This window comes from Actinomadura sp. KC06 (genome assembly GCF_004348735.1).
Lineage (GTDB): Bacteria > Actinomycetota > Actinomycetes > Streptosporangiales > Streptosporangiaceae > Spirillospora.
This window is the reverse complement of the sequence record NZ_SMKT01000010.1, coordinates 63,853-88,464: the sequence shown is the minus strand read 5'-3', so window position 1 is coordinate 88,464 and position 24,612 is coordinate 63,853. Positions and strand designations below refer to the sequence as shown.

The window sequence follows — 24,612 nt, the reverse complement described above, 5'->3', positions numbered from 1 at the left end:
GGCGGGGGCGGGGAGGCGGCCTACGCGGCCACCAAGTCCGGGCTCTTCGGGCTCGCCAAGACGCTGGCCCGGGAGGCGGCGCGCGGCGGCGTCACGTCCAACATCGTCTGCCCCGGGCCCACGGACACGCCGATGCTCCGCGGCGACGCCGACCACGCGTCCGAACAGAAGTCCGGGATGCTCGACAAGCTGGTCAGGCAGATCCCGCTGCGTCGCATAGGCCGTCCGGACGACATCGCCGGGCTCGTCGCGTTCCTCTGCACCGACCGCGCCGAATACATCACCGGCCAGACCATCTCGGTCAGCGGCGGCATCACCATGCAGTGAATTCAGGTCAGCGAGGCGTATGCGGCCTCGGTGAGGCGGTAGGCGCGCAGGTCGCCGGTCGCCATGTGGCTCATCAGATTCGGGAGGTAGGCGAGGGCGAGACCGGCGTCGGGGTCGGCGAGGCTGATTGCGCCGCCGGCGCCGGTGTGCCCGAACGCCGACTCCCGCGCCGCCTCCGGCGTGAAGAACGTCTGGGCGGGACGCATGAAGCCCAGACCGAATGTGCTGTCGACGAGCATCGTCCGGTCGGGGCCGCTGACGCGGGGACGGATCGCGTCCCGCAGGGTTTCGGGGCGCAGGATCCGTCCGGCCAGGAGGTCGCGGTAGAACGCGGCGAGCGCGGGCGCGGTGGCGAGCATCCCGGCGGACGGCCAGCCCGCGCGCAGCACGACCGGGTTGTTGTAGCCGCCCTTGCCCGGATGCGGGTTGTTGAGCGCCCGGTTCATGGCGCTCTCCGGGTCGAAGAAGGCGGCGGCCAAGCGCCCCAGGAGGTCGTCGGGGAGCGACCTTGGCGAGGTGGCGGCGCTGTGCGGTCGCGTGTCGGCCTCGTGCGGTGGCGTGTCGGCTTCGTGTGGCTGCGTGTCGGATCCGCGTGCTTCGGACGTGGCTCCGACGCGGCGGCCGGCGGACATTTTCGCGGAGCGCTCGATCACGTCGTCGGGTGCGCCGATCCACAGGTCGAGGTCGCGGGCGAACTCGTCCCTGACGAACGCGCCGACCGTCCTGCCGGAGTGCCGCCGGACGATCTCACCGGCCAGCCAGCCGTAGGTCAACGCGTGGTAGCCGTGGGCCTCGCCGGGCGTCCACTCCGGTTTCTGCGCGGCCAGCTCGGCGGCGAGGGACGCCGGGTCCGCCGCCTCCTCCGCCTGGACGGGACGCGCGAACGCGGGCAGACCGGCCTGGTGCGACAGCAGATGCGCGGCCGTCGTGCCGTCCTTGCCGGCGGCGCCGAACTCCGGCCACCAGTCCGTCACCGGGCCGTCCAGCTCGTACGCGCCGCGCTCGGCGAGCAGCAGTGCCGCGGTCGCCGTGATCGCCTTCGTGCAGGAGAACCCGAAGCACGGCGTGCCGGGCAGCCAGGCGCGTCCGGTACGGCGGTCGGCGATGCCGCCCCAGAGGTCCACGACCTTGCGGTCGCCTGCGTAGACGGCGACGGCCGCGCCCAGTTCGCGTCCGGCGGCGAAGTTCTCCTCGAACGCGTCGCGGACTGCGGCGAAGGCCGGATCGCAGTGGCCCTCCACGATGCTGGTCATGCGCGGGCCCTCTCGTCGGAACGTCGGAGACCCCATAGAATCACGTTCTAGGATGGCCCGTCACCCGAGGTGGCGGACGGGTTCGGCGACGGGCTCCTCCGCTCGCCTGGCCGGGCGCGTCCGGGCGAACTCCAGCGTGAGGAGCGCGGCGGCCAGCCACCCGAGGTCGGACCAGGAACGGAAGACGACGTAGCGCGGCTTGTAGGACGGCCTGAACTTCTTGTCGAAGAGGTAGAGCGACTCGACCGCGATCCACGGGTCGAGGAGGCGCAGGGCGCGGTAGCCGGCCTTCTCCAGGACGGTGCGCTCCTCGGCGTCCAGCAGCTCGCGGAACGCGGCGAAGTTCAGCGAGACGACCTCGTGGCCGTGCCGGGACGCGTACTCGACCATCTCGACGATGAGGCGCTCGTTGACGCCGTTCGGGCCGCCGGGGCTGCGGCGCATCGCGTCCAGGCTGATGCCTCCGCCCGCGGTGACGTAGCGCTGGAACGCGATGGGCCGCTTGTCCGCGTCGTAGGCGATCGCGATGACCGCTCCCGGGTGGTGGCCGGTGAGCAGCTCGTCCAGGTTCATGGCGAAGCCGCGCTCGGCCGCGCCGCCGAGGGAGCGTGACGCGACGTCCAGCAGCCGTTCGCGCAGGTCCGGTGCGAGATCGCGTTCCGGGACGAGCTCGGACGTGACGCCCGCGTTGACCGTGCGCTTGACCGCCTGGCGGACGTTGCGCATCTGCCGTCCCGACAGCGTGAACTCGCGCGGGCTGAGCACGACCTCGTCGCCGTAGCCGATCGAGCGGAGCCGTCCCCATGCAGGCAGGAGGCCGTCGCTCGCGCCGAGGACGGCGGGACGCCAGCCGGACGCCCGGCACAGCGCGAGGAACGACCTGACCGCGTCGCCGTGCGCGGCGGGGTCGCCGACCGGGTCGCCGCCCGCGACCGCGACGCCGAACTGCACCCGGTACCCGATCACGGCCCGCCCGTCCGCGCTGAACACGTACGCCTTGTCGCGGCGCAGCGCGAACGGGGCGAGGGTGTCGGAGCCGGGGTGCGCGACGAGCCCGGCGACGCGGCCGCGCTCCGGGTCGTCGCCGGGCGGGGGCGGCGGGTCGGGGGACAGGAGCGTGACGATCACGACGAGGAGCCCGGCCGCCCCGCCGAGGCCGAGGACGTCCGGGAGCCACGGCGCGCCGTCGATGGGCGCGCCGGTCGCGCCGAGACCGGCCGCGACCTGCCCGACCGACCGGATCGACACGCCGCCGAAGAGCAGCGATCCGCCGACCGCGGCGACGACGAGGAGCGCCGCGGTCTTCACGGCCGTGCGGATACGGTCGGGATGCGGGCGGACCGTGAACCGGTCGCGCTCCAGCCAGAGCCCGCCGAGGGCGGCTGCGAGCAGCGGCAGCCGCCACGTCGCGTCGTCGCCGGTCAGGACGGCCAGGAGCGCGAGGACGACCAGGATGACCAGGCCGTACCAGGCGGCGCGGCGTCGCAGCAGGACGCCGCGGGCGACGAGCGCGAGGGCCAGGCCGAGCAGGACGGCGTGGGCGGGGGCGAGCGGGCCGCCGGTGACGAGCCTGGACAGCTCACCCAGCCACGGCGGGGACGCCGCCAGCGCCGGCGCCGCGACAAGCACGGCGACGGCCAGCGTCGCTGCGGCGAGCGGCCGGACCGGCCGCGTCCTGCCCCGCCCGGCCCTGCCCCGTCCCGCCCGGCCCCGCCGCGCCCGGACGGGAGCGGCTTGCCACGATGAATCGCCTGCTTGCACGAAGGACACCTCCGGTGCGCCCACCACCAAGATCCTTTGGACGTCATTCCCCGAACCGGATCTTTTACCACGTCAGGCCCCTTCCGCCCCCGGCGTTAGGCTCGTGAGGATGAAGAGGCTGCTGATCGTGCACCACACGCCGTCGCCGTCCGTCCAGGCGATGTTCGAGGCGGTCCGCGCGGGGGCGTCCACCGACGAGGTCGAGGGCGTGGACGTGGTGTCCCGCGCGGCGCTGGCGGCCACCGCCGTGGACGTCATGGAGGCGGACGGCTACCTCCTCGGATCGCCGGTCAACCTCGGATACCTCTCCGGGGCGCTCAAGCACTTCTTCGACCAGATCTACTACCCGTGCCTGGAGGAGACCGTCCGGCGCCCGTTCGGGGCGTTCCTGCACGGCAACAACGACGCGACCGGCGGCCTGCGGGCACTGGAATCGATCACCACAGGGCTGGCGTGGAAGGCCGTCCAGCCGCCCGTGGTCGTCGTCGGGGAGCCGTCCAAGGCCGATCTCGACGCGTGCTGGGAGCTCGGCGCGATCACGGCGGCCGAACTCGGCGAGGTCTAGGCCTGCGATCTTCGGGGCCGTCCCCGGTAGCGTGCCGCCATGAACGGTTTCCGGCATGTGGTGATGTTCAGGTGGGCCGAGGGGACGACCACCGGCCAGCAGGACGAGGTCGCGGCGCGGCTCCGCGAGCTGCCCGCCGTGATCCCGGAGATCCGGGAGTACAGCCTGGGCGCCGACGCGGGCGTGAACCCCGCCGCCTACGACTTCGTGCTGGTCGCGGACTTCGCCGACCGCGACGCCTACCTGGCCTATCGCGACCACCCGTCCCACCGGGCGGTGGTCGACCGGTACATCACGCCGATCACGGCGGAGCGCGCGTCCATCCAGTACACGACGTGAGCGCGGACGGACGCGCCGCCAACGGAACCTAACAAGCGCTTGTGTCCGAACGATTTTCGGGTTACCGTCACCGAAGACGCCCTCCGGGGACGGATCGCGCCCCGTCCCCGGCGGGCGCCACCGCGGACGAGCCCCGCGCGCCGGACACGTCCTGCGAGGTGGCGCCGTCCACACGAAGGCGCCTGAACCGTCGTACGGTTGCGGCGTGACCGCAATCCGCGTGGTGCTCGCCGACGACCAGTCGCTGGTCCGCGCCGGCTTCCGCTCGCTGCTTGCCGGGGGCGACGGCATCGAGGTCGTCGGGGAGGCCGAGCACGGCGGCGAGGCGGTCGAGCTGGCCCGCGAGCTGCGCCCGGACGTCGTCCTCATGGACATGCGGATGCCCGAGGTCGACGGGCTCGCCGCCACCCGCCGGATCGTGTCCGACCCCGCGTTGAAGGACGTCCGGGTCGTGGTCCTCACCACCTACACCGACGACGACTACGTGTACCTGGCGCTGCGCGCGGGCGCGTCCGGCTTCCTGGTGAAGGACATCGAGCCGGACGAGCTGCTGCGCGCCGTCCGGGTCGTCGCGGGCGGCGAGTCGCTGCTCGCGCCCGCCGTGACCCGCGCCGTGATCGAGGGGTTCGTCGCGCGGCGTCCCGACCCGGCCCGTCCGGCGGTCGCGCTCGGCGGGCTCACCGACCGGGAGCGCGAGGTCGTCCGGCTGGTCGGACGCGGCCTGTCCAACGACGAGATCGCGGCGCAGCTGCTGCTCAGCCCGCTGACCGTGAAAACGCACGTCAGCCGGTCGATCGGCAAGCTCGCCGCACGGGACCGGGCGCAGCTCGTCGTGCTGGCCTACGAGTCCGGGCTGGTCACCCCCGGCGCCGCAGGCTCATGATCTCCTCCCGCAGCTCCTGCGGGGACGGCGCCTCCAGCAGCCGCGGGCCGATGCGCAGCGGCACCATCGCCCACCACGATCCCGTCGCCTCGCCGTACCAGACGCGGACACCGGGGAACTGCTCCTGCAGGCCGCGCGCCGTGGCGGCGCGCAGGGCGGCCGGCGAGGGCTCATCGCGGCCGGCGGCGCCTCGATCAGCCGTCATCCCGCCCCCCGGGTGTTCTCTCCAGCAACAGCGTCCCCACGGGCCAAGGCGTCACCCCTACTCGGCAATTAGTGACTAAGCACACTATGGGGGTTAGGAGACCCGCACAGTGGGATACCGCGCCGGATGTACTCCAACGGATGTACACGCCAGGGGCGAATGACACCGTCCGCCCGATGTGTCGACCCTGATCGTCGGGAAACGCTGGACCCTGCCGTCACATTCCCGAGTGCCCTGACGTCACCTCGTTGAGGGCAGCACGTACACAAGGGTGGTTCTCATGAGGTTGGCCAGGCTCGCCCGGTTCTGCTTCCGGAGGCGGCGCCTCACGGTGGCGGGCTGGATCGTCGGCACGATCGCGGTGATGGTGCTCGGGTTCGGCTTCGCGGCGGAGCCGCTGAACGACTTCTCCGGCGGCGACTCGGGATCGGCGAAGGCGTCCGACCTGCTGGACGAGCACTTCCCCGACCAGAGCGGCGACTCGATCACCTTGGCGGTGCGCGCCGACGCGGGCGTCCAGAGCCCGGAGGCCAGGGCGGAGGTGCAGCAGGCGATCGACCGGCTCGCCAAGACGCCGCACGTCACGTCGGTGTCGTCGCCCTTCGAGACGCCTGGGCAGATCTCGCAGGACGGGAAGACGGCGTTCGCGACCGGCAGCCTGGACGTCCCGTCCGACGACATGCCCAAGGCGGACGTGACCGCGCTGCTCGACGACGTGCGCAGCGACAGCGGGCCCGTCCAGGTCCAGCTCGAAGGGGCCGCCGTCGACCTCGCCGAGACGCCCGGAGGCGGGCCCTCGGAGGCCATCGGCGTGCTCGCCGCCATCGTCATCCTGCTCGTCGCGTTCGGGTCGGTGCTGGCGATGGGGCTGCCCATCGTGACGGCGCTGTTCGGCATCGGCTCCGGCCTCGCGCTGATCATGCTGCTCGGGCACGCGCTGCCCGCGCCGTCGTTCGCGCCCATCGTCGCCGCGCTCATCGGGCTCGGCGTCGGCATCGACTACGCGCTGTTCATCGTCACCCGCTACCGGGAGGAGCTGCACGCCGGGAAGGATCCGGAGGAGGCGACCGTCACCGCCATCACCACCGCCGGACGCGCCGTGCTGTTCGCCGGCACCACCGTGGTGATCGCGCTGATGGGCCTGTTCGTCATGCAGCAGAGCCTGCTCAACGCCGTCGCGGTCGCCGCCGCCACCGCCGTGCTGATGACCATGCTCGGCGCCGTGACGCTGCTGCCCGCCCTCCTCGGCTTCGCCGGACGCTCCATCGACCGCCTCCGCGTCCCGGGATTCGGCAAGTCACGCCGCCGCCCGCTGGCCGAACGGTGGGCGCGGGTCGTCCAGGCGCACCCCATCGTCGCCGGGCTGCTCGCGGCCGCCGTCCTGCTGGTGCTGGCCGTGCCCGCGCTGTCGATGCGGCTGAGCCTGCCGGACTCCAGCACCCAGCCGCACGACCACAGCGGGTACCGCGCGAGCCAGATCATGGCGGCGGGCTTCGGGCCCGGCACGTCCGCGCCGCTCGTCCTCGTCACCGAGGGCGGGAGCGCGGCGGACGCCGGACGGCTGGCCGCGGCCGTCCGCGAGACCCCCGGCATCGCCGCCGTCCAACCGCCGCGCACCAGCCAGGACGGCGCCGCGTCCATCCTCATGGCGTTCCCGACCACCGGGGCGCAGGACGAGGCGACGCCGAAGCTCGTCCACGAGCTGCGCGACGACGTCATCCCCCGCGTCATGGACGGGACCGGCGCGCAGACCTACGTCGGCGGCCCGAACGCGGGCGCGATCGACTTCGCCGACGACGTCAGCACCCGGCTGCCGTGGCTGATCGCCGTCGTCGTCGGCCTGTCGCTGCTCCTGCTCGTCGGGCTCGTCCGGTCGGTGACGGTGGCGCTGCAGGCCGCCCTCATGAACCTGCTGTCGATCGCGGCGGCGTACGGGGTGCTGACGGCCGTCGTCCAGTGGGGGTGGGCCGGGAGCCTGCTCGGGTTCCCCACCGACATGCCGGTGACGACCTGGGTGCCGCTGATGATGTTCCCGATCCTGTTCGGGCTCTCCATGGACTACGAGGTGTTCCTCGTGTCCCGCATCCGGGAGACGTACGAGTCGGGCGTCCGCACCCGGGAGGCGGTCGCGCTGGGCCTGTCCCGCACGGCCCGCGTCATCACCGCCGCCGCGGCGATCATGGTGATGGTGTTCCTGTCGGTGCTGCTCGGCGCGGACGTCGCCGTCAAGCAGATGGGCCTCGGCCTCGGCGTCGCGATCCTGATCGACGCGACGATCGTGCGGCTGGTGCTCGTCCCGGCGCTGATGGAGCTGTTCGGCGAGGCGAACTGGTGGATTCCCCGTCCGCTGGCGCGCCTCCTGCCGAACCGCCGGACGCCCGCGGAATCACCTGCTGACAGCGTCCACGTCTAGTGGAGGTTGATGCCGTCGAACATCACCTTGAGGTAGTGCTCGGCGAGGCCCTCGGCGTTGAGCCGTCCGCCCGGACGGAACCAGCGGACCGCCACCCAGATGGTGTCGCGGATCATCCGGTAGGTGAGCTTCGGGTCGAGGTCGGCGCGGAAAAGGCCCTCCTCCTGACCCGTCCTGAGGGTGTCCACCCACATTTTCTCGACCTCGTCCTCGGACTTGGTGAGATAGGCGAAGCGGTCCATTCCCTTCAGGTAGTTCCAGTCGTTCTGCATGACCGTGACGGCGGCCCGGTGCGGCTCCAGGGTGCCGAACGCGACCCGGACGAGCCCGGCGATGGTGTCGCGCGGATTCTCGCTCTCATCGAGCACCGCCTTATACGCCGACATGATCTCGCTGAAGAAACTCGACAGGATCTCGTCGGCGATCGACTCCTTGGAGTCGAAGTGGTGGTAAAGGCTGCCCGACTGGATGCCCGCCTCGTCGGCGATGTTGCGGACCGTGGTCGCCTGGAATCCCTTCTCGGCGAACAGTTCGGCGGCCAGTCGCACCAGGTGCTCGCGCCGTTCCGACGCCAGGGGGGCCGAGCCTTTTCCGCGGCGGCGGGCACCGCCCTCGGCGGCCGCGCGGGGCCTGGATCGTCCGGATTCGGCGCTCGTGGTCGTCACCCCCTCATTATGCCGTCTCGCCCGGTCGCCTGCTCGACCGTCGGCACCAGGGTACGCGCATGCATCAAGCGCTTGCTACGTTCGGGCGCCGCGGATCCCGCATAGGCTCGAGGGCATGCCCGATGTGATCGTTTTCGACCTGTACGGAGTGATCGCGCGCACGCAGACCCCCGCGGCCGTGCGGCGGATCGAGGAGATCGCCGGCGTCGGGGGGACGCCGTTCTGGGACGCCTACTGGTCCTGCCGCCCCGCCTACGACGCGGGCCAGGCGAGCGCCGACTACTGGGCGGTCGTCGCGGACGCTCTCGGCGTCGCGTTCCCCGACGTCCCCGCGCTGATCGAGGCCGACCTCGACAGCTGGACGGACGTGGACGACACCATGGTCGCCCTCGTCCACGAACTCGCCGACCAGGGCCGCACCCTCGGCCTCCTGTCGAACATCATCGGCGACCTCGTGCCCCGCTTCGAGGCCCGCCACGGCGACTGGCTCTCCCGCTTCGACGCGCTCACCTACTCCTGCCACATCGGCGTCGCCAAACCCGACCCGCGCGCCTACGAGATCTGCGCCGACCGCTTGGGCGTCCGCACCGCCGACGTCCTTTTCTTCGACGACACCGAACGCAACGTCCTCGCCGCCCGCAAAACCGGAATGCGCGCCGAACTCTTCACGTCCCCCACCCAAATCCGCGCCATTCTCTAACCGCCGCGGGCGACCGACGAGCGGTGGTGACCACGAGGGCCACCACCGCCCTTCCGGCGGTCAGTCCAGCCATTCCATGGTGTCGATCTCCATGCCGCCGTTCAGCATGGCCAGCTGCTCCCAGGTCAGCGCGCCCTGGAAGGCCCAGACGTCGTCGACGGCTCCCGTCCAGTGCTCCGGATCACCGATCGCGGAGCGCCCGACCTGGAGCGCGCCCTTGGCGTCGAACGCGCCCACGTCGTGCTTCACCGACCTGGACTCGTCGAGGTCTCCATTGACGTAGAGCCTCATCGTCCGCGTCGGGGCGTCGTAGACGACGGCGATGTGGTCCCACCACCCCGCGTACGTCGTCTGCTCCGCGACGGAGGTCCGCGCTCCCGCGGTGTCGTCGTCGGCCATCACCAGCTGCCAGCGGCCCCAACCGGGCTCGTCCGTCGGCAGGAACCTGACCGCGAACCGGTTGACGTTCTCACCCGACAGCGACAGCAGCGTCACGGCCTTCGCCGGCGCCTGCTCCGTGTTCGCGTGCGCGGCGATCGTGAAGCTCCTGTCCGTGCGGATGACGGGGCCGGCCGCCTCCGCGTGGGCCCCCGTGCCGTTCAGCATGAGGCCCGCCGGGGACGTCCACGGGAATCCGGCGTTGGGATCGATGACCGCGCCGCCCCGCAGCGCCATGTGGTTGCCGAACGTCGAGTCGTCGGCGCCGTCGGCGTTGAACTTCCAGCGTCCGTGCACCCGCTTGGGGACCTTGGGGAGCTCCGCCGCCTCGTCCGCCACGATCATCCGGTCGAACACGCGGACCTCGTCGAGGTCGCCGTGGAACGCGCCGCGCCCGGCTCCGGCGCCGATCCGCAGCGGACCGCGCGCGTTCCACGCCGAGTCGCCCGCGGGCGCGTCGGACGCGAGCGCGCCGTTCACGTAGAGCCGCAGCCGCTTCTTCGTCGCGTCGTACGAGCCGACGAGGTGCGCCCACGTGCCGCGGTAGACGGGCCGCTCCGCGACGGCCTGCGCGGTCGCCGCTCCGCGGGAGTCCGAGCCGGTCATCACGAACGCCCAGTGGCCGCCGCGCGACTGGAGCGCGAACGCGTTGCTCAGGCGTCCCGTCGCCGCGATGACGACGGAGTCGCCGTCCCGGGCCGGCCTCGCCCAGGCGGACATGCTGAAGCTCTTGGTCGTGTCCACCACGGGTCTCGTGACGGCTTGGCCTCCCGTGAAGCTCGCCGCCGTCCCGAGCTGCCCGTCCGCGCCGGTCGTGACCCGTCCCACCGTCCAGGCGGCGACCGGGCCTTCGCCCTCCCGCGTCTCGGCGGCGAGGCGGCGGGCCCCGGCGGGCTCGTCGAGCTTCCACCGGGCCTTCGCGGCCGTGCCCGCCTTCACCCTGAACACGTACGTGGTCCTGGGGCCGTTCTCCCCGTTCGGGCCGAAGGACCCGACTTCGAGGATGTTGGGTCCGCTGCGTTCGGGCGCGATCGGCACGGTGACCGGCGCGCCCGCCTCCGTCGGGACCTCGGTGTACCGGCTGCCGTTGATGGTGTAGACGTACCGGGCCGCCTGCTTGCTCGGGTCCTCGAAGGTGAAGTTCCCGTACTGGCCGACGGTGCCGTGCCAGGCGTCGTCGTCCGGGTAGTCGGTCGACGTGACGGTGGGCGCCGGGATCAGGGTCCGGGACTCCGCGGCCGCCACTCCCGCGCTCCCCGCGACGGCGGTCGGCACCGCCACCGCGAAGGCGGCGAGCAGCACCTGGATGGTTCGACGTGGACGCATCCACACCTCCTGAACGTTGACATGCGGCGCTGCGGGGAGGAGGGCGCCTGCGATGTCGTGCCGATGAACGGTGTGAATCCTGTCACCCCGGTAGGACAGGGGCGGACGCGGAAAGATCACGATCTTGACAAGGGCCCCGCGGGCCCGGATGTCAGGGCGCCGGGGGGAGTTCTTCGGCGGCCTCGGCGGCCTTCGAGAGGCGTTCGCGGAGGGTGCGGACGAGTTCGTCGCCCTGGTCGGTCAGCCGCTCTATCGCGGGGAGGGCCAGGTCGTCGCGGACGGTGTCGGCGAGGAGCTCGTCGTACTCGTGCGCCTTCTCCGCGATCGTCTCCAGGTGGCGCTGGGCGCGCAGGACCTCGTCCGCGGCCTTGGCGCGTTCGGCGTAGCGTTCCAGGGCCTCCACGCGGCGGGTCACGGCCTCGACGGAGATGTCGAGCTTGTCGCGCAGCGGGCGCAGCGCCGCCGTCACCTCGGGGAGCGTCGCGGCGCCCTCCATCCGCTCCTGGTCGGCGCGCAGTTTCGACTGGCGCGCCAGCACCTGCGCGATCTCCCATTCCTGGCGCGGCAGCGTGACGGCGTTGTCGACCGCGTCCAGCAGGCCCTCGCGGTTGACGGCGGAGTCGTGCACGGCGTCGACCGCCGCCTGGACGCGCGCCAGCATCGCGCGGCCCTCGTCGTCGAAGTCCTCCGGGGTAAGGTAGCGGTCGCGGCGCCGATCGAGCTCGCGGGCGCGGCGCAGGTCGAGGGACACCGACGGGGTGCCGAGCGCGATCAGGACGGCGAGCATGCCCAGGGCGATCAGCCAGAGCGAGCCGAGCAGCGGCCACCCGAGCAGCCCGAAGCCGAGGACCGTCATCGGGGCCAGCCACAGCAGCGGCCTGCGGCGCGCGACGAGCGTGTCGAGGTCGGCGCGCAGGGACGGGTCGGCGACCGGGCGGGGCTCGGCGGGGGCGCCGTCCTCGGGGGCGCGCGGCGGCGCGATCCGGCGCCAGTACGTGGAGACGTGGGTCTCGAACGCGAAGTCGGTCCGCGCGATCTCGATCTCGGTGGGGCCGGCGGGCAGCGGCCACGAGCCGACCGGGTCGCCCCCGCCGGGGCCGGTGAAGCGGACCCACCAGCCGCCCTTGCCGTCGTCGCATCGGTAGCGTCCCGGGGCGACGTCGATCCCGACGAAGTACGTCCCGACTCCCGGTATGGAGTCGCTCCACGTGCCACTGGTCACCGGCGACCTCCGACCCGACTGCTCCGCCATCCCCCGCCGTCTCCGGCGAGGGCCGTTCGGCCCGTAACAGGAAAGACGTCCGAGGGACGGCACAAGTTGCCGTACCCACATCCGTGTCCGGAAAGCCGCATCGGGTTTGGAATACTCCACGCGTGCGACCCGATTACGATCCCCACGACGATCCGCCCTGGGCGATGCAGCTGGTGGTGCGCGCCGAGAAGGCCGACCCGCCCGAGCATGCCGCGGTCTGCGAGGCGGCGGCGACCGCGGTCGTCCGGCTGCTCACGGACCCGCGGGCGACGGAGCCGGACGGGGAATGGCGCGACGCCGTCCGCGAATGGGAGGCGCGCCGGATCCGGAAGGTGACGCGGCGGGCGCGGGGCGTGCGGTGGCCGGAGGCGGAGGCGCTGCCCGGCGTGACCGTCGAGCACGCGGGCGCGCAGGTGCGGGCGTTTCCGCCCAGTCCGGTGTCGGACGTCCCGCCCGAACTGGCGAAACTGCAGGTCGCCGGCCTTGATCTGGCGGAGGCGCAGGAGCCGGGCCCCGTGCCTGAACCGCCGTACGCGGTGATCGCGGTCAATCCGGACGTGACGATCACGACCGGCAAGGCCGCGGCCCAATGCGGCCACGCCGCTCAGCTTCTGCTGCGTCAGGGGCGGCGGAAGGACGTGGCCGCCTGGGTGGACGGCGACGCCCGTGTCCACCTGACCAGAGACGTTCCATGGCGGCAGGCTGTGAAGAAGGCGGCGGTGGCGGTCCGTGACGGCGGGTTCACCGAGGTTCCGCCCGGCACGATGACCGCTATCGCGTGGATCGTACGTAAGTAGGAGTGGGCGGCGTGCCGGGCGCCCCGCAGCCCGGCACGCCGCTCCGCTCAGGGAAGGGTGACGGCGATCGGGTCGATCCCCGCCTTCTTGATGAGGGACGGGAGCCGTCCCGCGAACGGGTGGTGATCGGTCGGCAGGCCGCGCGGGTTGTCGATCACGTAGTGGACGGCGCCGCCGCTGCGGCGCTCCGCCCACCGGGCGCCGACCGACCGCAGGACCGCTGCGGCCTTCGCCGCGTCGGCCGCCTTGACCGAGACGCGGATCGGCGACTCGTACGACGGCAGCGCCGCCGCCTGCTCCGCCGCCCTCGCGGTGGCGCCCGCCTGCGGGGCCTGCGCCTTGGCCGGGTCCGGCCCGAGGATCGCGTTGTAGAGCAGCGTGGCCGTCCCGTCGGTGAACGCGCGGAAGTTGGGCTCCGCCGCGAACAGCACGGAACGTCCCTCGCCGACGGGCTGGTCCACGACCGCCGCGGTGCCGCCCAGCTCGGACGCGCCCTCCTCGAACCCGGACACGAACCAGTCGGGCGAGTCCGTCTCCGGGTACGACACGACGACGCCGCTGGACGCCTTCATCACCGGGTCGTAGGACGTGAAGTTCCAGGCCGTGGCGCCGACGTCATCGGCGAGCGGGCTCGTCTTGTCCACCTTGACGCGGAACAGCGTGCCGGGGATGTCGGACGTCGGCTCCGTCAGCGTTGCGGTCGTCAGGCCGAGCAGCGCCGCGAGCTCCGTGCCGCCCTGCCAGCCGATGTAGCGGCCGCCGTCCCGCGTCCACTGCTGGAGCGCGGTGCGGCCGGTGTCGCCGAGCGCGTCGTAGGCGGGCTTCGACGGGCCGTCCGGCGTGACCAGGACCTCGACGCCCTCCAGCTTGCCCGCGGCCACGTCCGCCGGGGTCAGGAGCGTGAACGGCAGCTTCCAGTCGCGGTCGAGGCGGTGCCGCAGCCATCCGGCCGACTGGCGCGTCGCCGACGACGTCGCCGAGAGCTGGAGGATGCCGATCTTCGGGGCCTTGCCGTCATGGCCGGGACGCGGCGCGGGCAGCGTCCCCACCGGGACGGCCTTCGGCTTCAGGACGGCCCCGGACGACCCGCCCGACACGTTCCCCAGCAGCGGCAGGCTCCACGCCGTCACGTCGTAGAAGTACGGGAACGGCGTGTAGGAGTCCTCGTTCAGCATCGCCTGGATCCAGTGCTTCTGGCCCTGCGCCATGGAGATCCAGTACGTGCCGGCGGGAAGGGTCGTCTTCGCTTCGGGATGCCCGTACGCCTTGAAGTCGGGGACCTGCAGCGGCCGGACGAGCTTCTTCACGTCCACGCCCATCCGCTGGAGGCGGCGGACGATGGTGCGCACCTCGTCGCGCTTGGCAGGGTCGTCGTCCCGCAGGAAGTAGTTCCGCACCGGACGGTCGGGCACCGGACGGTCGACCTGGTTCGGCGGGTTGTAGATCTGGTTGGGCTCCAGCTTCCCCGCCTTGCCCTGCGCGTAGGCGTCCACCGTCATCTGCCGCCACTGGCTCAGGATCCGATGCCGGTTGCGGGCCGCGGCCGAAAGCGTCACCCACTGGGTGATGTACTGCTCCTTCACGCGGTCGGGGTACGGGCTCTCGCCGCCCTTCTCGAACGTCATCCCGGCCGCGTGGAACGCGCTCGTCGGCACCGTGTCGCCGTACCCCTGGTAGAAGAGGTCGTAGACGTCGCGGTTGAAGAAGTCGATGCCCTGCCGCGTGAACTCGGCCGCCATCGCCGCGCCGTACAGGTCGTTGATCCAGCCGATCGCCTGCTCCGGCGTCTCGTGGTAGATCGGGTCGGCGTTCGGCGGGAAGAAGTACGACGTCCCGCCCATCTCGTGCGCGTCGATGTAGAGCGCGGGCGGGTACTCGTTCAGCATCGCCAGCTTGCCGTCGGTCTCCGGCTGCGTCCGCGCGAACCAGTCGCGGTTCATGTCGAAGCCGTACGCGTTCTGGCGCGTGTTCGCCTCCCGGCCGTCCGGGTTCTGCGTCGGCAGGACGATGACCAGTGCGTTGTCCAGGATCGACGCGGCGGCGCAGTCGGTGCGGTCGCCGAGGTCGCGCAGCACCTTGAGCGCCGCGTCCGTGCCGCTCGGCTCGTTCCCGTGCACGTTCCCGCTGACCCACAGGATCGGGACGCCGCGCTCGGTGATCCGCTTGGCCAGCGCTTGCGGCGTGCGCGGGTCCCGCAGCAGCCCGGCTTCCCGCTGGACCTTGGCCAGCCCGGCCTTGGATATGAGCTGGGGCCGTCCCACGATGGCGTACTTCAGCGGACGGCCCTGCGCCGACCTGGCCAGCGTCCCGGAGATCACCCGCTCGCTCTTCGCGGCGACCGTCTCCAGATACTTGTCGGACTCGGCGGCGGTGGCCTGCCGCTCGCCGAGCTCGAAACCGAGTACCTGCTTGGGGGAGGGGACCTTGCCCCGGTAGACCGGTTCGGTCTGCGTCGGATCGCAGCCGGCCGGGGCCGTCGGGGATTGTGCGGCGGCGGGCGCCGCGAGCGCCGCGGGCACCGCCAGGGACACCGCCACCAGCAGGGGCGACACCAGTTTTCGGGCTCTCATGAGCCACAACGTGTCACCGTCCGCAACGACCACCAAGGGCAACTATTGCCAAGATCAGTCGTGTCTGCCGGGGCGGGGCCGCGGGCCGGTCAGCGCGGCGGCCCGGTTGATCGCCTGGAGCGCGAACTCCTGCGTCCGGGTGAGCCGGTGCGGGCCGCTCGACGAACCGCCCGAGTCGCCGGACGCGTCGTCGGGCGATTCGCCGGGTGAGGCGTCGCCGTCCGGTCGCGGTGCGCTCGCGAGCTGGGCCTTCGCGCTCAGCCCGTACGACAGGAACAGCAGGAGGACGAACCCCGCAAGGTAGAGCAGGTGCTCGAGCAGCCCGGTCCACCTGCCGGTGAACACGTCCAGGACGGCGAACATCGCGAACCCCGCCATCCACCCGGCCGTCGACGGCACGAACAGGACGTCGCGGCGCAGCGCCACCCCCGCGATCGCGCACAGCACGAGTACGGCCTCGACCAGCTTGACCAGGACGAGGATGCCTGTCGCGGGTCCGGAGTCGAAGTAGCCGTCGATCTCGTCCTGCCGGTCGCTCCACAGCAGGAATCCGCTCAGCAGCCCCGTCAGGCCGTACGCGATGAGGAACACGCCGATCGCGGAGTGGAACCGGTGCCACGTTCGCACGCCCGCGCGGGGCCTGGCCTGCGGGGGCGCCTGTCCGGGACCTGGGGCGGGCCCCGGCGCGGCGCCCGGCGCGGGTCCCTGGGCGGGTCCCTGGGCGGCTCCTTGCGGGCCGCCCGCCGGGACGCCGAGGATCGGAGTGGCGTCCGGGTCGGCTGCTGGATCCGGGCCCAGCGTCATACTTCGCCCCCAAGTCCTGTTCATCTGCTATGCGCAAGATATCCCGGATAACCGCCCGTCGACGTCCGAAACGCGCGCCGCTCGCCGGACCCGTGAAGAGGCTCGCGAACGGTCATGGGCGGGCTGGTGGACGGGCTCGGCCGGGCCGACCTGCCCGGCGGTGCTTGCACACTGGCGGACGAAGGGGGAGGCTGGGATCTCGTCGGGCCGCGCGGAGTCCGTGAGGATCTGCCGTGAGGAACCGAGGATGACGCCTGACGATACGGGAACCACCGCGCCGTCGAGGACGCGGATCGAATATCTGGAAGAGCTCGGGGACGTACTGGTCGAGCGCGGCTTCCGGGTGCGGATCGTCCTGCCCCGCGGGCAGTCGCCCGTCCTGCACGTGATGAACCCGGACGCGTCCGCCCTGACCGAGAACGTCCTGGCGGAACAGGCCGCGGACGGCTGGTGGTACTGGTGGTCGTGGGCCGAGCGCATCGCGCCCGCCGACGACGCTCCCACCGCGGCCGCCCGCATCGCCCAGGTTCTCGCCACCCGCTGACCCGCTACCCGCCGATCTCGTCACCGGCCGGTCTCGCCATCAGCTGGTCTCGGTCACCTGCCGGTTTCGTTCACCTCCCGGTCTCGTCACTGCCGGGCTCGCCATGCGCTGACTTCGGGACATTCGGCTGATCTCCCTGCACGGCTGACGGTCGGCCGGGGGTGAATGTTGACGCGCCGAACATTCTGAACGCGCCGCGCCCGCGACGGGTGCGTGCGCGTTGGCGTGCGCGCGGAAGCCGTGGCGCGAGGGAAGGCCCGGCTTGATCTCGCGTTACATGATTGTTACCGCCAACAACAAATCAACCGGGCATCGGGTCTGGCGTGACGGACAAGGCCGACATAAGTTGCGGGGCACAACATTCAAGTCGGTGGGCTCGTACACCGACATCTCGGCCTTACCCCCCGGCCGCGGCACGGCGCGGCCACCCCCAGAAAGGACCCGGGCTATGCGCAAGGGGATCCTCAGCCTGACGGCTCTCACCGCGGCCGCGGCGCTCACCCTCACCGCGTGCGGGGACGACTCCGGCGAGTCCGGCGACGGCTCCGGATCGGCCAAGGGCAAGGTCGGCGTGATCCTGCCCGACACGACCTCGTCCGTCCGGTACGAGAGCTTCGACCGGCCCTACCTGGAGCAGGCGTTCAAGGCGGCGGGCGTCGGCTACGACATCCAGAACGCCGAGGGCTCGGCCCAGCGCTTCCAGACGATCGCCGACCAGATGCTGACCAGCGGCGTCACCGTCCTGATCGTGGACGGTCTCGACTCCAACTCCGCGGCGGCCGTCCAGCGCAAGGCGCAGGCGCAGGGCGTCAAGACCATCGACTACGACCGCCTCACGCTCGGCGGCGTCGCCGACTACTACGTGTCGTTCGACAACGTGAAGGTCGGCGAGGAACTCGGCAAGGGCCTGCAGAAATGCCTCGGCGAGAAGAAGTCGAACATCGTCTACTTGAACGGCGCGCCGACCGACAACAACGCGACCCTCTTCTCACAGGGCGCGCACAGCGTCCTCGACAAGGCGACGACCTACACGAAGGTCGCCGAGCAGGCCGTCCCGGAGTGGAAGGCGGAGCGGGCCGCGACGATCTTCGAGCAGATGTGGACCGAGCAGCAGGGCAAGATCGACGGCGTGGTCGCCGCCAACGACGCGCTCGGCGGCGCGGTCGTGTCGATCCTCAAGAAGAACGAGCAGGCCGGCAAGGTCGCCGTCACCGGACAGGACGCGACCCTTGAGGGCCTGCAGAACATCCTGGACGGCAACCAGTGCATGACGGTCTACAAGCCCGTCAAGCAGGAGGCCGACGCCGCCGCCAAGCTCGCCGTCTCCCTGATCAACGGCCAGAAGGGCGAGACGAACGGGACGGTCAACGATCCGACCGGCAAGCGGGACGTCCCGTCCGTGCTGCTCACTCCCATCCCCGTCTTCAAGGACAACGTCAAGCAGGTCGTCGACGACGGCTTCATCAAGAAGGCGGACCTCTGCAAGGGCGCCTACGCGGCCAAGTGCGCGGACGCGGGCATCAAGTAGCGCGCCGCTCCTGACCTCGTGGCGGGCCCCGATCCGCTGGGGACGTCCCGGATTACCCGGAAACCCGGGGCGAAGGGGCCCGCCACGAGCACCACCCCCGCGACAGCCGCAGCACCCTGCAGGGCACCATTCTCGCCAGGGAGACACGGAAGGAAATACGTGGCAGAAAACGGAGACCCCGTCCTCCGACTGACCGGGCTCAACAAGAGCTTCGGCGCCGTCCATGTGCTGCACGACGTGGACTTCACGGTGCGGCTCGGCGAGGTCATGGCCCTCGTCGGCGACAACGGCGCGGGCAAGTCCACCCTGATCAAGTGCATCGCCGGGATCCACCCCTTCGACTCCGGGCGGATCGAGTTCGACGGCCGCCCGGTGACCGTCGACGGCCCGCGCGCCGCGTCCGAACTCGGGATCGAGGTCGTCTACCAGGACCTCGCGCTCGCCGACAACCTCGACATCGTGCAGAACATGTTCCTCGGACGGGAGCGCCGCAAGGGCCTCGTGCTGGACGAGCCGTCCATGGAGGAGGCCGCCAGGGAGACGCTCGCGCGGCTGTCGATCCGCACGGTCAAGTCCGTCCGGCAGCAGGTGGCGAGCCTGTCCGGCGGGCAGCGGCAGACCGTCGCGATCGCGAAGGCCGCGCTTTGGGAGTCGAAGGTCGTCATCCTGGACGAGCCCACCGCCGCGCTCGGCGTCGCGCAGACGCGGCAGGTCCTCGATCTCGTCCGGCGGCTCGCCGACACCGGGCACGCCGTCGTGCTCATCTCGCACAACATGAACGACGTGTTCGAGGTGGCCGACCGCATCACCGCGCTGTACCTCGGCCGGGTCGCGGCGGACGTCGCCCGCGCCGAGGTCACCCACGGCCAGGTCGTGGAGCTCATCACCGCCGGCCGTTCCGGCGATCTCGGCCTCGCGCCGCAGACCGCCGCCGAGAGCATCTGAAGGGAGGACGCAGGTGTCCACCGACATCCCGGGCGACGACGTCGCCAAGGGCGCCGACCTCACGAAGGGCGCCGGTAGCAAGGCCATGACGCTGGCGGACTCGGACTTCGCGACCGACCGCCGCGAGCACGACATGAAGTCCGCGCTGCTGGACTACTGGCACCGGATCAAGGCGGGGGAGCTCGGCGCCCTGCCCGCCGTCCTCGGCCTGGTCTCCCTGGTCGTGCTGTTCACCGCGCTGAAGCCCGACACGTTCCTCAGCAAGGGGAACATGGCGAACCTGTCCGTGCAGGCGCTGCCCATCACGATCCTCGCGATGGGCCTCGTCTTCGTGCTGCTCCTCGGCGAGATCGACCTCGCCGCCGGCGTCGCCAGCGGGCTGTGCGCGGCCGTGCTCGCCAAGCTCATCACCGACGCCGGGCAGCCCTGGTACACCGCCGTGCTGACCGGCGTGGCGATCGGCATCGTCATCGGCACGGCCATCGGCTGGCTCGTCTCCGTGCTGCGAATACCGTCGTTCGTCGTCACGCTCGCGTTCTTCCTCGGCCTGCAGGGCGTCACGCTGCGGCTGATCGGCGAGGGCGGGACGGTGCCCGTCCGCGACGACGTCATCGTCGCGCTGTCCAACAAGAACATGCCGATCTGGCTCGGCTGGACGCTCGCCGGCCTCTGCGTCGCCGGCTACACGGCCACGCAGCTCCTGCGGTGGCGGCGCCAGCACGTCCGGCACCTGCACGCCAAGCCGATCGAGTTCGTCGTCGCGCAGTGCGCCGTCGTCGCGGCGGCCCTGCTGATCAGCACCTACGTGCTCAGCCTGGACCGCGCGCCCAGCCCCCTGATCATGCTCGGCGGCATCCCGTGGGGCGTGCCGCTGGTCGGCGCGCTGCTCATCGTCTGCACGTTCGTCCTCGGCCGCACCGCCTACGGGCGGCACATCTACGCGGTCGGCGGCAACTCCGAGGCCGCCCGGCGGGCCGGCATCAACGTCACCCGCATCCGGATCTCCGTCTTCATGATCGCGTCCGGGCTGGCGGCGGTCAGCGGCATCGTCGCCGCGTCCCGGCTCAACTCCGTCGCCACCAGCGCCGGCGGCGGGAACACGCTGCTGTACGCGGTCGGCGCCGCCGTCATCGGCGGGACGAGCCTGTTCGGCGGGCGCGGCAAGGCGCGCGACGCCGTCCTCGGCGGGCTCGTCATCGCGCTCATCGACAACGGGCTCGGGCTGCTCGGCACCAGCGCCTACCTCAGCTACCTGATCACCGGGCTGGTGCTGCTGCTGGCCGCGAGCATCGACGCGCTGGCCAGGCGCCGGCGGTCGAGCACGGGGAGATGACCCGTGCACCCGGCCGCGAACGGACGGGAGCCGGTGGCCCGGCCCATCGGCTCCCCGGCCCTGCCCGAAGGCCCGGGTCCGGGCCGTCCGGACGGCGCTTCCGGGCCGTGGAACGCTGCTGATACGCTCACGGACCACGACCGCCTGGCGCGCGGCGGCGGTGCGGCACGGTGGGAGCCCCTCGGCATGTCAGTGACGCCAGCACTGGATCTGCGCGGCATCGACAAGAGCTTCGGTTCCGTGAAGGTCCTGCACGACGTCGCGTTCACGGCGTATCCGGGCGAGGTCACCGCGCTCGTCGGCGACAACGGCGCAGGGAAGACGACTCTGGTCAAGTGCATCGGCGGCATCCACCCGTTCGACGCGGGCGAGTTCCGCTTCGAGGGCCGCCCGGTGCGGGTCTCCAGCCCCCGCGACGCCACCCGGCTCGGCATCGAGATCGTCCACCAGGACCTCGCGCTCTGCGAGAACCTCGACATCGTCGAGAACCTCTTCCTCGGCCGGGAGCAGCGCCGCGGCCTCGCGCTCGACGAGGACACGATGGAGGAGATGGCGCGCCGGACGCTGTCCGGCCTCTCCGTCCGGACGATGGGCTCCGTCCGGCGGCGGATCTCGACGCTGTCCGGCGGGCAGCGGCAGACCGTCGCGATCGCCCGCGCCGTCCTGTGGGACAGCAAGGTCGTGGTGCTGGACGAGCCCGCCGCCGCGCTCGGCGTCGCGCAGACCCAGCAGGTGCTGGAGATCGTCCGGCGGCTCGCCGACCGGGGCCTCGCCGTCGTGCTGATCTCGCACAACATGAACGACGTCTTCGCGGTCTCCGACCGGATCGCCGCGCTGTACCTCGGCCGGATGGTCGCCCAGGTCAGCACCGCCGACGTCACGCACCGGCAGGTCGTCGAGCTGATCACCGCGGGGACCAGCGGCGAGCTTGGGCTGCGCCGATGATGAAGGGCGGCCCGTCACAAGAGGACATCCGGCGGCACAACCTCGGGACGCTGCTGCGCTTCGTCCACCTGCGCGGGCCCGCGTCCCGGGCGACGCTCGCCGAGTCCCTCGGCCTGAACCGCAGCACGATCATGGCGCTGACGGCCGACCTGACCGCCGCCGGGCTCGTCCGCGAGGAGCTGCCGCGCGGCCCCGGACGGCGCGCCGGACGCCCGTCCCTGGTCGTCCGGCCCGAGTCCACCCGCGTGTACGTGCTCGCGTTCGAGGTCGGCGTCGACCGGCTCGTCGTCGCGCGGGTGGGGCTCGGCGGCGTGATCCTCGACCGGCGCGAGGGCGTCCGGTCGCGCGACTCCGACCCGGCCGACCTGGTCGGCGTGCTCGTCGCCGGGGCCCGCTCCCTCGTCCGCAAGGCCGAGCGGGACGCCGTCTGCGTCGGCGCCACCGTCGGGTTCCCAGGGACGGTCCGCCGCTCCGACGACACCATCATGTTCGGCCCCAACCTCGACGTCGGCGACCTGCGGCTCGGCGACCTGCTGTCCCGCCGCCTCGGCCTCGGCATCCCCGTCTCCGTCTGCAACGACGCCAACCTCGGCGCGCTCGCCGAACACGAGCGCGGCGCGGGCGTCAACTCCGACAACCTGATCTACCTGCACGGCGACGTCGGCGTCGGCGGCGGCATCATCGCGCACGGCCGCCTCCTCGCCGGCGACGAGGGCTACGGCGGCGAGATCGGCCACATGATCGTCAACCCGGGCGGACGCCCCTGCGCCTGCGGCTCCAAGGGCTGCCTGGAGGCCGAGGTGGGGGAGCGGACCCTCCTCGCCCACGCGGGCCGCGAGGAGATCCCGGGCCGGCCGGGCCGCGACGCCGTCCGCGACATCGTCGCATCCGCCGACGCCGGCGACATCGTCGCCCGCGAGGCGCTGCAGCGCGTCGGCACCTGGCTCGGCTTCGGCGTCGCCAACCTCGTCAACATCTTCAACCCCGGCCTCGTCGTCTTCGGCGGGACGCTCCGCGACATCTACCTGGGCGCCGCCGCCCAGATCCGCAGCGTCCTGGCCACCGGCGCCCTAGCCGCCCCCCGCGAAAAGGTGAAACTCCGCACCGCCGCCCTAGGCGACGACACCACCCTGGTAGGCGCCGCCGAATTCGCCTTCGCCGAAGTCCTGGCCGACCCCCTCCAGGTCCTGGCCCGCCTCAAAGCCCCCGAAGACAGCCCCGTCTGAACAGGCTGGTCAGGGGAGCGTTGTGTAGGTGCTCTTGTAGAAGATCAGGGGTGGGTCGTCGTGGTGGACGGCCAGGGCGTGGACGTGGGCCACGACGATCGTGTGGTCGCCGGCGGGGTGTTCCTGGGTCACCGAGCATTCGATCCAGGCGAGAGCGCCGTCGATGATCGGGGCGCCGCCGGGGGACTCCGTCCAGTCGACGCCGGTGAATTTGTCGCCGCCGCTGAGGGCCAGGCGTTCGGCGATCGCGAGCTGCGGCTCGCCGAGGATGTTGACGCACAGGCGGCCGGCGGCTCGCAGGCGCGGCCAGGTGGTGCTGGTGTGCGCGACGCAGAACGCCACGAGGGGCGGGTCGAGTGAGACGGACGTGAACGAGTTCGCGGCCAGGCCGGTCGGACGTCCCGATTCGGGCTCGACGGCGGCGACGGCCACCACGCCGGTCGCGAATCGGCTCAGCACCGAGCGGAATTTGCTGTCGTCGACGTCGAGCACCGGTGTCGCGGACGGGCCGTTGGGCGATCCGTACATGGGAGTCCGTTTCGTGGCATCGGGTCGGTCGATGACCACTAAAGCCCCCTTTTTGTGATGTTGATTCCCGGAAAGTGTGATCTCGGTCGAAGGTCCGAGGCAGGGGTCGGTCGCTGGGCTGATGAGGCGGCGGGTCAGGGGCGGCGGGCGCCGGCCTGGGCGCGCAGGTGGACGGCCGCGTACGGCGCGACGTAGGCGACGGTCGCCAGGCCGTCCAGGAGAAGGCGTCCGGAACCGGCCAGAAGCGCCTTGGCGCGGGCCGGGAGGCGCAGGCCCTCGTGGAGGATGATCCACGCGATCCAGCCGACCGCGACGACGGCCCAGTAGGACACGAGCCGGTAGAGGCCGACGGCCGCGGCGGCGGGCGAGAGCGCCGCACCCAGGGCGACCAGCGAGGCGGCCATGCTGCCCTCGATCGCGCCGAGACCGCCGGGCAGCAGCGGGAAGAGGCTGCCCGCCGCCTGGGCCGCGAAGTAGGCGAGGGCGACGCCGTCCGGGGCGGCGCCGATGCCGACCGCGTGCGCCGCCGACAGCAGCGCCAGGATGTCGAACACCCAGTTCAGCAGGGAGAGCGCGATCAGTGCGGCCCAGTCGCGGCGGGTCGGGCGCAGGCTGTGCGGGACGTCCGCCAGCCGCTCCACGTGCGGTGCGATCTTGGGGTGGGCGATCGCGGCGCGGTAGGCGCGCCGGATCGGGGCAGTCGCCAGGGCGCGCGTCCGCGGCCAGAGCAGGGCCGGGATGAGCAGCGTCATGAGTATGGCCAGGACGACCAACGCCGGGCCGCGGGCGTGCGGGGCCGCCAGCAGCGCGAGCAGGCCGATCAGCGAGTAGGCGGTGGTGGTGATCACGCCGCCCGCCACGATCACGGCCGTGGCGAGCTGCGCCGACGCCCCGCCGCGGCGGAACTGCCGGAACGTGTAGACGACGCTCACCGCCGGTCCGGCCGGCAGCGTGGTGGACAGCGCGTTCCCCGCGTAGGTGATCGCGAACGCGCGGCGCAGCGACATCCGCAGGCCGCCGATGCGCAGCAGCCGGCGCTGGAGCCGCGCGAACGCGCCCATCGAGCCCGCCACCGCCAGGACGACCAGGGCGAGCCAGGCCGGGTCGGCGTGCGTCGCGGCCGTCCAGACGGTGCCGAGGTCGGGCAGCTCGTCGCGGTAGAGCGGGAGGGTCGCGAGCGCGGCGAGGACGAGCGCCCACTGGACGATCACGCCCGCCCGCCGCATGTCCCGGTTACCTCGCAGATCCGCCCATTTTTGAGCAGC

At 72.0% G+C, this 24,612-nt stretch carries 23 protein-coding genes; 13 read left to right on the top strand and 10 right to left on the bottom strand.

The genetic code is table 11. From position 1 onward, the window contains the following. A partial coding sequence (locus E1287_RS05805; RefSeq protein WP_131963770.1) for an SDR family oxidoreductase occupies positions 1-327 on the top strand: 327 nt, incomplete at its 5' end. Between the two features lie 2 nt (positions 328-329). Here E1287_RS05805 and E1287_RS05800 read toward each other — a convergent pair. Next, the gene (locus E1287_RS05800) at positions 330-1,580 is read right to left on the bottom strand and encodes a serine hydrolase domain-containing protein (protein ID WP_131963769.1); all 1,251 of its coding nucleotides are present in this window, start codon (positions 1,578-1,580) and stop codon (positions 330-332) included. A gap of 60 nt (positions 1,581-1,640) precedes the next feature. Beyond that, entirely contained in the window at positions 1,641-3,341 is a 1,701-nt protein-coding gene (locus tag E1287_RS05795) for a phosphatidylglycerol lysyltransferase domain-containing protein (protein WP_165968894.1), read from the bottom strand. A gap of 109 nt (positions 3,342-3,450) precedes the next feature. Between E1287_RS05795 and E1287_RS05790 the strand changes: the two genes are divergently transcribed. The 3 genes from E1287_RS05790 to E1287_RS05780 all read left to right on the top strand — a co-directional run bounded on the left by E1287_RS05790 (position 3,451) and on the right by E1287_RS05780 (position 5,128). Beyond that, positions 3,451-3,906, top strand: a complete 456-nt coding sequence (locus E1287_RS05790) for an NAD(P)H-dependent oxidoreductase (RefSeq protein ID WP_131963767.1) — start codon at positions 3,451-3,453, stop codon at positions 3,904-3,906. Positions 3,907-3,945: 39 nt separating this feature from the next. Further along, entirely contained in the window at positions 3,946-4,245 is a 300-nt protein-coding gene (locus tag E1287_RS05785; RefSeq protein ID WP_131963766.1) for a Dabb family protein, read from the top strand. Between the two features lie 205 nt (positions 4,246-4,450). Beyond that, a complete protein-coding gene (locus tag E1287_RS05780; RefSeq protein WP_243718665.1) occupies positions 4,451-5,128 on the top strand; it encodes a response regulator transcription factor in 678 nt (225 codons plus the stop codon). Here the strand turns inward: E1287_RS05780 and E1287_RS05775 are convergent. Further along, positions 5,103-5,333 (bottom strand): hypothetical protein, encoded by a 231-nt coding sequence (locus tag E1287_RS05775; RefSeq protein WP_131963765.1) that lies wholly within the window; start codon positions 5,331-5,333, stop codon positions 5,103-5,105. The two genes, E1287_RS05780 and E1287_RS05775, sit on opposite strands and share 26 nt — an antisense overlap. Positions 5,334-5,613: 280 nt before the next feature. Between E1287_RS05775 and E1287_RS05770 the strand changes: the two genes are divergently transcribed. Continuing rightward, positions 5,614-7,746 carry an MMPL family transporter gene (locus tag E1287_RS05770; RefSeq protein ID WP_131963764.1) on the top strand — a complete coding sequence of 711 codons (2,133 nt, stop codon included), beginning with the start codon at positions 5,614-5,616 and terminating at the stop codon, positions 7,744-7,746. Here the strand turns inward: E1287_RS05770 and E1287_RS05765 are convergent. Further along, a complete protein-coding gene (locus tag E1287_RS05765; protein ID WP_131963763.1) occupies positions 7,743-8,411 on the bottom strand; it encodes a TetR/AcrR family transcriptional regulator in 669 nt (222 codons plus the stop codon). The two genes, E1287_RS05770 and E1287_RS05765, sit on opposite strands and share 4 nt — an antisense overlap. 115 nt (positions 8,412-8,526) lie before the next feature. Between E1287_RS05765 and E1287_RS05760 the strand changes: the two genes are divergently transcribed. Further along, on the top strand, positions 8,527-9,111 hold the full coding sequence (locus tag E1287_RS05760) for an HAD family phosphatase (RefSeq protein WP_131963762.1): 585 nt from the start codon (positions 8,527-8,529) through the stop codon (positions 9,109-9,111). A 60-nt stretch (positions 9,112-9,171) separates the two neighbouring features. Here E1287_RS05760 and E1287_RS05755 read toward each other — a convergent pair whose 3' ends face one another. Beyond that, positions 9,172-10,875: a LamG domain-containing protein gene (locus E1287_RS05755; RefSeq protein ID WP_131963761.1), complete on the bottom strand. Its 1,704-nt coding sequence runs from the start codon at positions 10,873-10,875 to the stop codon at positions 9,172-9,174. A 151-nt stretch (positions 10,876-11,026) separates the two neighbouring features. Further along, a complete protein-coding gene (locus E1287_RS05750; RefSeq protein ID WP_131963760.1) occupies positions 11,027-12,097 on the bottom strand; it encodes a hypothetical protein in 1,071 nt (356 codons plus the stop codon). Positions 12,098-12,249: 152 nt separating this feature from the next. Here E1287_RS05750 and E1287_RS05745 point away from each other — a divergent pair, with 152 nt between their 5' ends. Then, entirely contained in the window at positions 12,250-12,924 is a 675-nt protein-coding gene (locus E1287_RS05745; RefSeq protein WP_131963759.1) for a peptidyl-tRNA hydrolase, read from the top strand. A gap of 47 nt (positions 12,925-12,971) precedes the next feature. Here E1287_RS05745 and E1287_RS05740 read toward each other — a convergent pair whose 3' ends face one another. Together E1287_RS05740 and E1287_RS44580 are read right to left on the bottom strand one after the other, a co-directional pair. After that, positions 12,972-15,494, bottom strand: coding sequence for a M14 family zinc carboxypeptidase (locus E1287_RS05740; protein ID WP_131963758.1), 2,523 nt, complete (start codon positions 15,492-15,494; stop codon positions 12,972-12,974). A 54-nt stretch (positions 15,495-15,548) separates the two neighbouring features. Next, the gene (locus E1287_RS44580; RefSeq protein ID WP_207934032.1) at positions 15,549-16,298 is read right to left on the bottom strand and encodes a hypothetical protein; all 750 of its coding nucleotides are present in this window, start codon (positions 16,296-16,298) and stop codon (positions 15,549-15,551) included. A gap of 247 nt (positions 16,299-16,545) precedes the next feature. Between E1287_RS44580 and E1287_RS05730 the strand changes: the two genes are divergently transcribed. From E1287_RS05730 to E1287_RS05705, 6 genes are all read left to right on the top strand, one after another. Further along, positions 16,546-16,842, top strand: coding sequence for a hypothetical protein (locus E1287_RS05730; RefSeq protein ID WP_131963757.1), 297 nt, complete (start codon positions 16,546-16,548; stop codon positions 16,840-16,842). A 448-nt stretch (positions 16,843-17,290) separates the two neighbouring features. Beyond that, positions 17,291-18,370: a substrate-binding domain-containing protein gene (locus E1287_RS05725; protein WP_131963756.1), complete on the top strand. Its 1,080-nt coding sequence runs from the start codon at positions 17,291-17,293 to the stop codon at positions 18,368-18,370. Between the two features lie 159 nt (positions 18,371-18,529). Beyond that, positions 18,530-19,315: an ATP-binding cassette domain-containing protein gene (locus E1287_RS05720; RefSeq protein ID WP_131963755.1), complete on the top strand. Its 786-nt coding sequence runs from the start codon at positions 18,530-18,532 to the stop codon at positions 19,313-19,315. 13 nt (positions 19,316-19,328) lie between these two features. Continuing rightward, on the top strand, positions 19,329-20,648 hold the full coding sequence (locus E1287_RS05715) for an ABC transporter permease (protein ID WP_243718663.1): 1,320 nt from the start codon (positions 19,329-19,331) through the stop codon (positions 20,646-20,648). A gap of 186 nt (positions 20,649-20,834) precedes the next feature. After that, positions 20,835-21,593, top strand: a complete 759-nt coding sequence (locus tag E1287_RS05710; RefSeq protein WP_131963754.1) for an ATP-binding cassette domain-containing protein — start codon at positions 20,835-20,837, stop codon at positions 21,591-21,593. Beyond that, positions 21,593-22,819, top strand: coding sequence for an ROK family transcriptional regulator (locus E1287_RS05705; RefSeq protein ID WP_131963781.1), 1,227 nt, complete (start codon positions 21,593-21,595; stop codon positions 22,817-22,819). The genes E1287_RS05710 and E1287_RS05705 overlap by 1 nt, the downstream gene beginning before the upstream one ends. Before the next feature lie 9 nt (positions 22,820-22,828). Here E1287_RS05705 and E1287_RS05700 read toward each other — a convergent pair whose 3' ends face one another. Together E1287_RS05700 and E1287_RS05695 are read right to left on the bottom strand one after the other, a co-directional pair. Beyond that, positions 22,829-23,347 carry a flavin reductase family protein gene (locus E1287_RS05700; RefSeq protein WP_131963753.1) on the bottom strand — a complete coding sequence of 173 codons (519 nt, stop codon included), beginning with the start codon at positions 23,345-23,347 and terminating at the stop codon, positions 22,829-22,831. A gap of 134 nt (positions 23,348-23,481) precedes the next feature. Further along, complete coding sequence (locus tag E1287_RS05695; RefSeq protein WP_131963752.1) at positions 23,482-24,573, bottom strand: lysylphosphatidylglycerol synthase transmembrane domain-containing protein; 1,092 nt, start codon at positions 24,571-24,573, stop codon at positions 23,482-23,484. Positions 24,574-24,612 lie beyond the last annotated feature (39 nt).

Excerpts from the sequence above, each read along its gene's own strand:
- E1287_RS05800 (WP_131963769.1), bottom strand. The coding sequence starts at position 1,580 with ATGACCAGCATCGTGGAGGGCCACTGCGATCCGGCCTTCGCCGCAGTC.
- E1287_RS05730 (WP_131963757.1), top strand. The coding sequence starts at position 16,546 with ATGACGCCTGACGATACGGGAACCACCGCGCCGTCGAGGACGCGGATC.
- E1287_RS05760 (WP_131963762.1), top strand. The coding sequence starts at position 8,527 with ATGCCCGATGTGATCGTTTTCGACCTGTACGGAGTGATCGCGCGCACG.
- E1287_RS05775 (WP_131963765.1), bottom strand. The coding sequence starts at position 5,333 with ATGACGGCTGATCGAGGCGCCGCCGGCCGCGATGAGCCCTCGCCGGCC.
- E1287_RS05785 (WP_131963766.1), top strand. The coding sequence starts at position 3,946 with ATGAACGGTTTCCGGCATGTGGTGATGTTCAGGTGGGCCGAGGGGACG.
- E1287_RS44580 (WP_207934032.1), bottom strand. The coding sequence starts at position 16,298 with ATGACGCTGGGCCCGGATCCAGCAGCCGACCCGGACGCCACTCCGATC.
- E1287_RS05710 (WP_131963754.1), top strand. The coding sequence starts at position 20,835 with ATGTCAGTGACGCCAGCACTGGATCTGCGCGGCATCGACAAGAGCTTC.
- E1287_RS05770 (WP_131963764.1), top strand. The coding sequence starts at position 5,614 with ATGAGGTTGGCCAGGCTCGCCCGGTTCTGCTTCCGGAGGCGGCGCCTC.
- E1287_RS05790 (WP_131963767.1), top strand. The coding sequence starts at position 3,451 with ATGAAGAGGCTGCTGATCGTGCACCACACGCCGTCGCCGTCCGTCCAG.
- E1287_RS05725 (WP_131963756.1), top strand. The coding sequence starts at position 17,291 with ATGCGCAAGGGGATCCTCAGCCTGACGGCTCTCACCGCGGCCGCGGCG.
- E1287_RS05740 (WP_131963758.1), bottom strand. The coding sequence starts at position 15,494 with ATGAGAGCCCGAAAACTGGTGTCGCCCCTGCTGGTGGCGGTGTCCCTG.
- E1287_RS05755 (WP_131963761.1), bottom strand. The coding sequence starts at position 10,875 with ATGCGTCCACGTCGAACCATCCAGGTGCTGCTCGCCGCCTTCGCGGTG.
- E1287_RS05705 (WP_131963781.1), top strand. The coding sequence starts at position 21,593 with ATGAAGGGCGGCCCGTCACAAGAGGACATCCGGCGGCACAACCTCGGG.
- E1287_RS05695 (WP_131963752.1), bottom strand. The coding sequence starts at position 24,573 with ATGCGGCGGGCGGGCGTGATCGTCCAGTGGGCGCTCGTCCTCGCCGCG.
- E1287_RS05700 (WP_131963753.1), bottom strand. The coding sequence starts at position 23,347 with ATGTACGGATCGCCCAACGGCCCGTCCGCGACACCGGTGCTCGACGTC.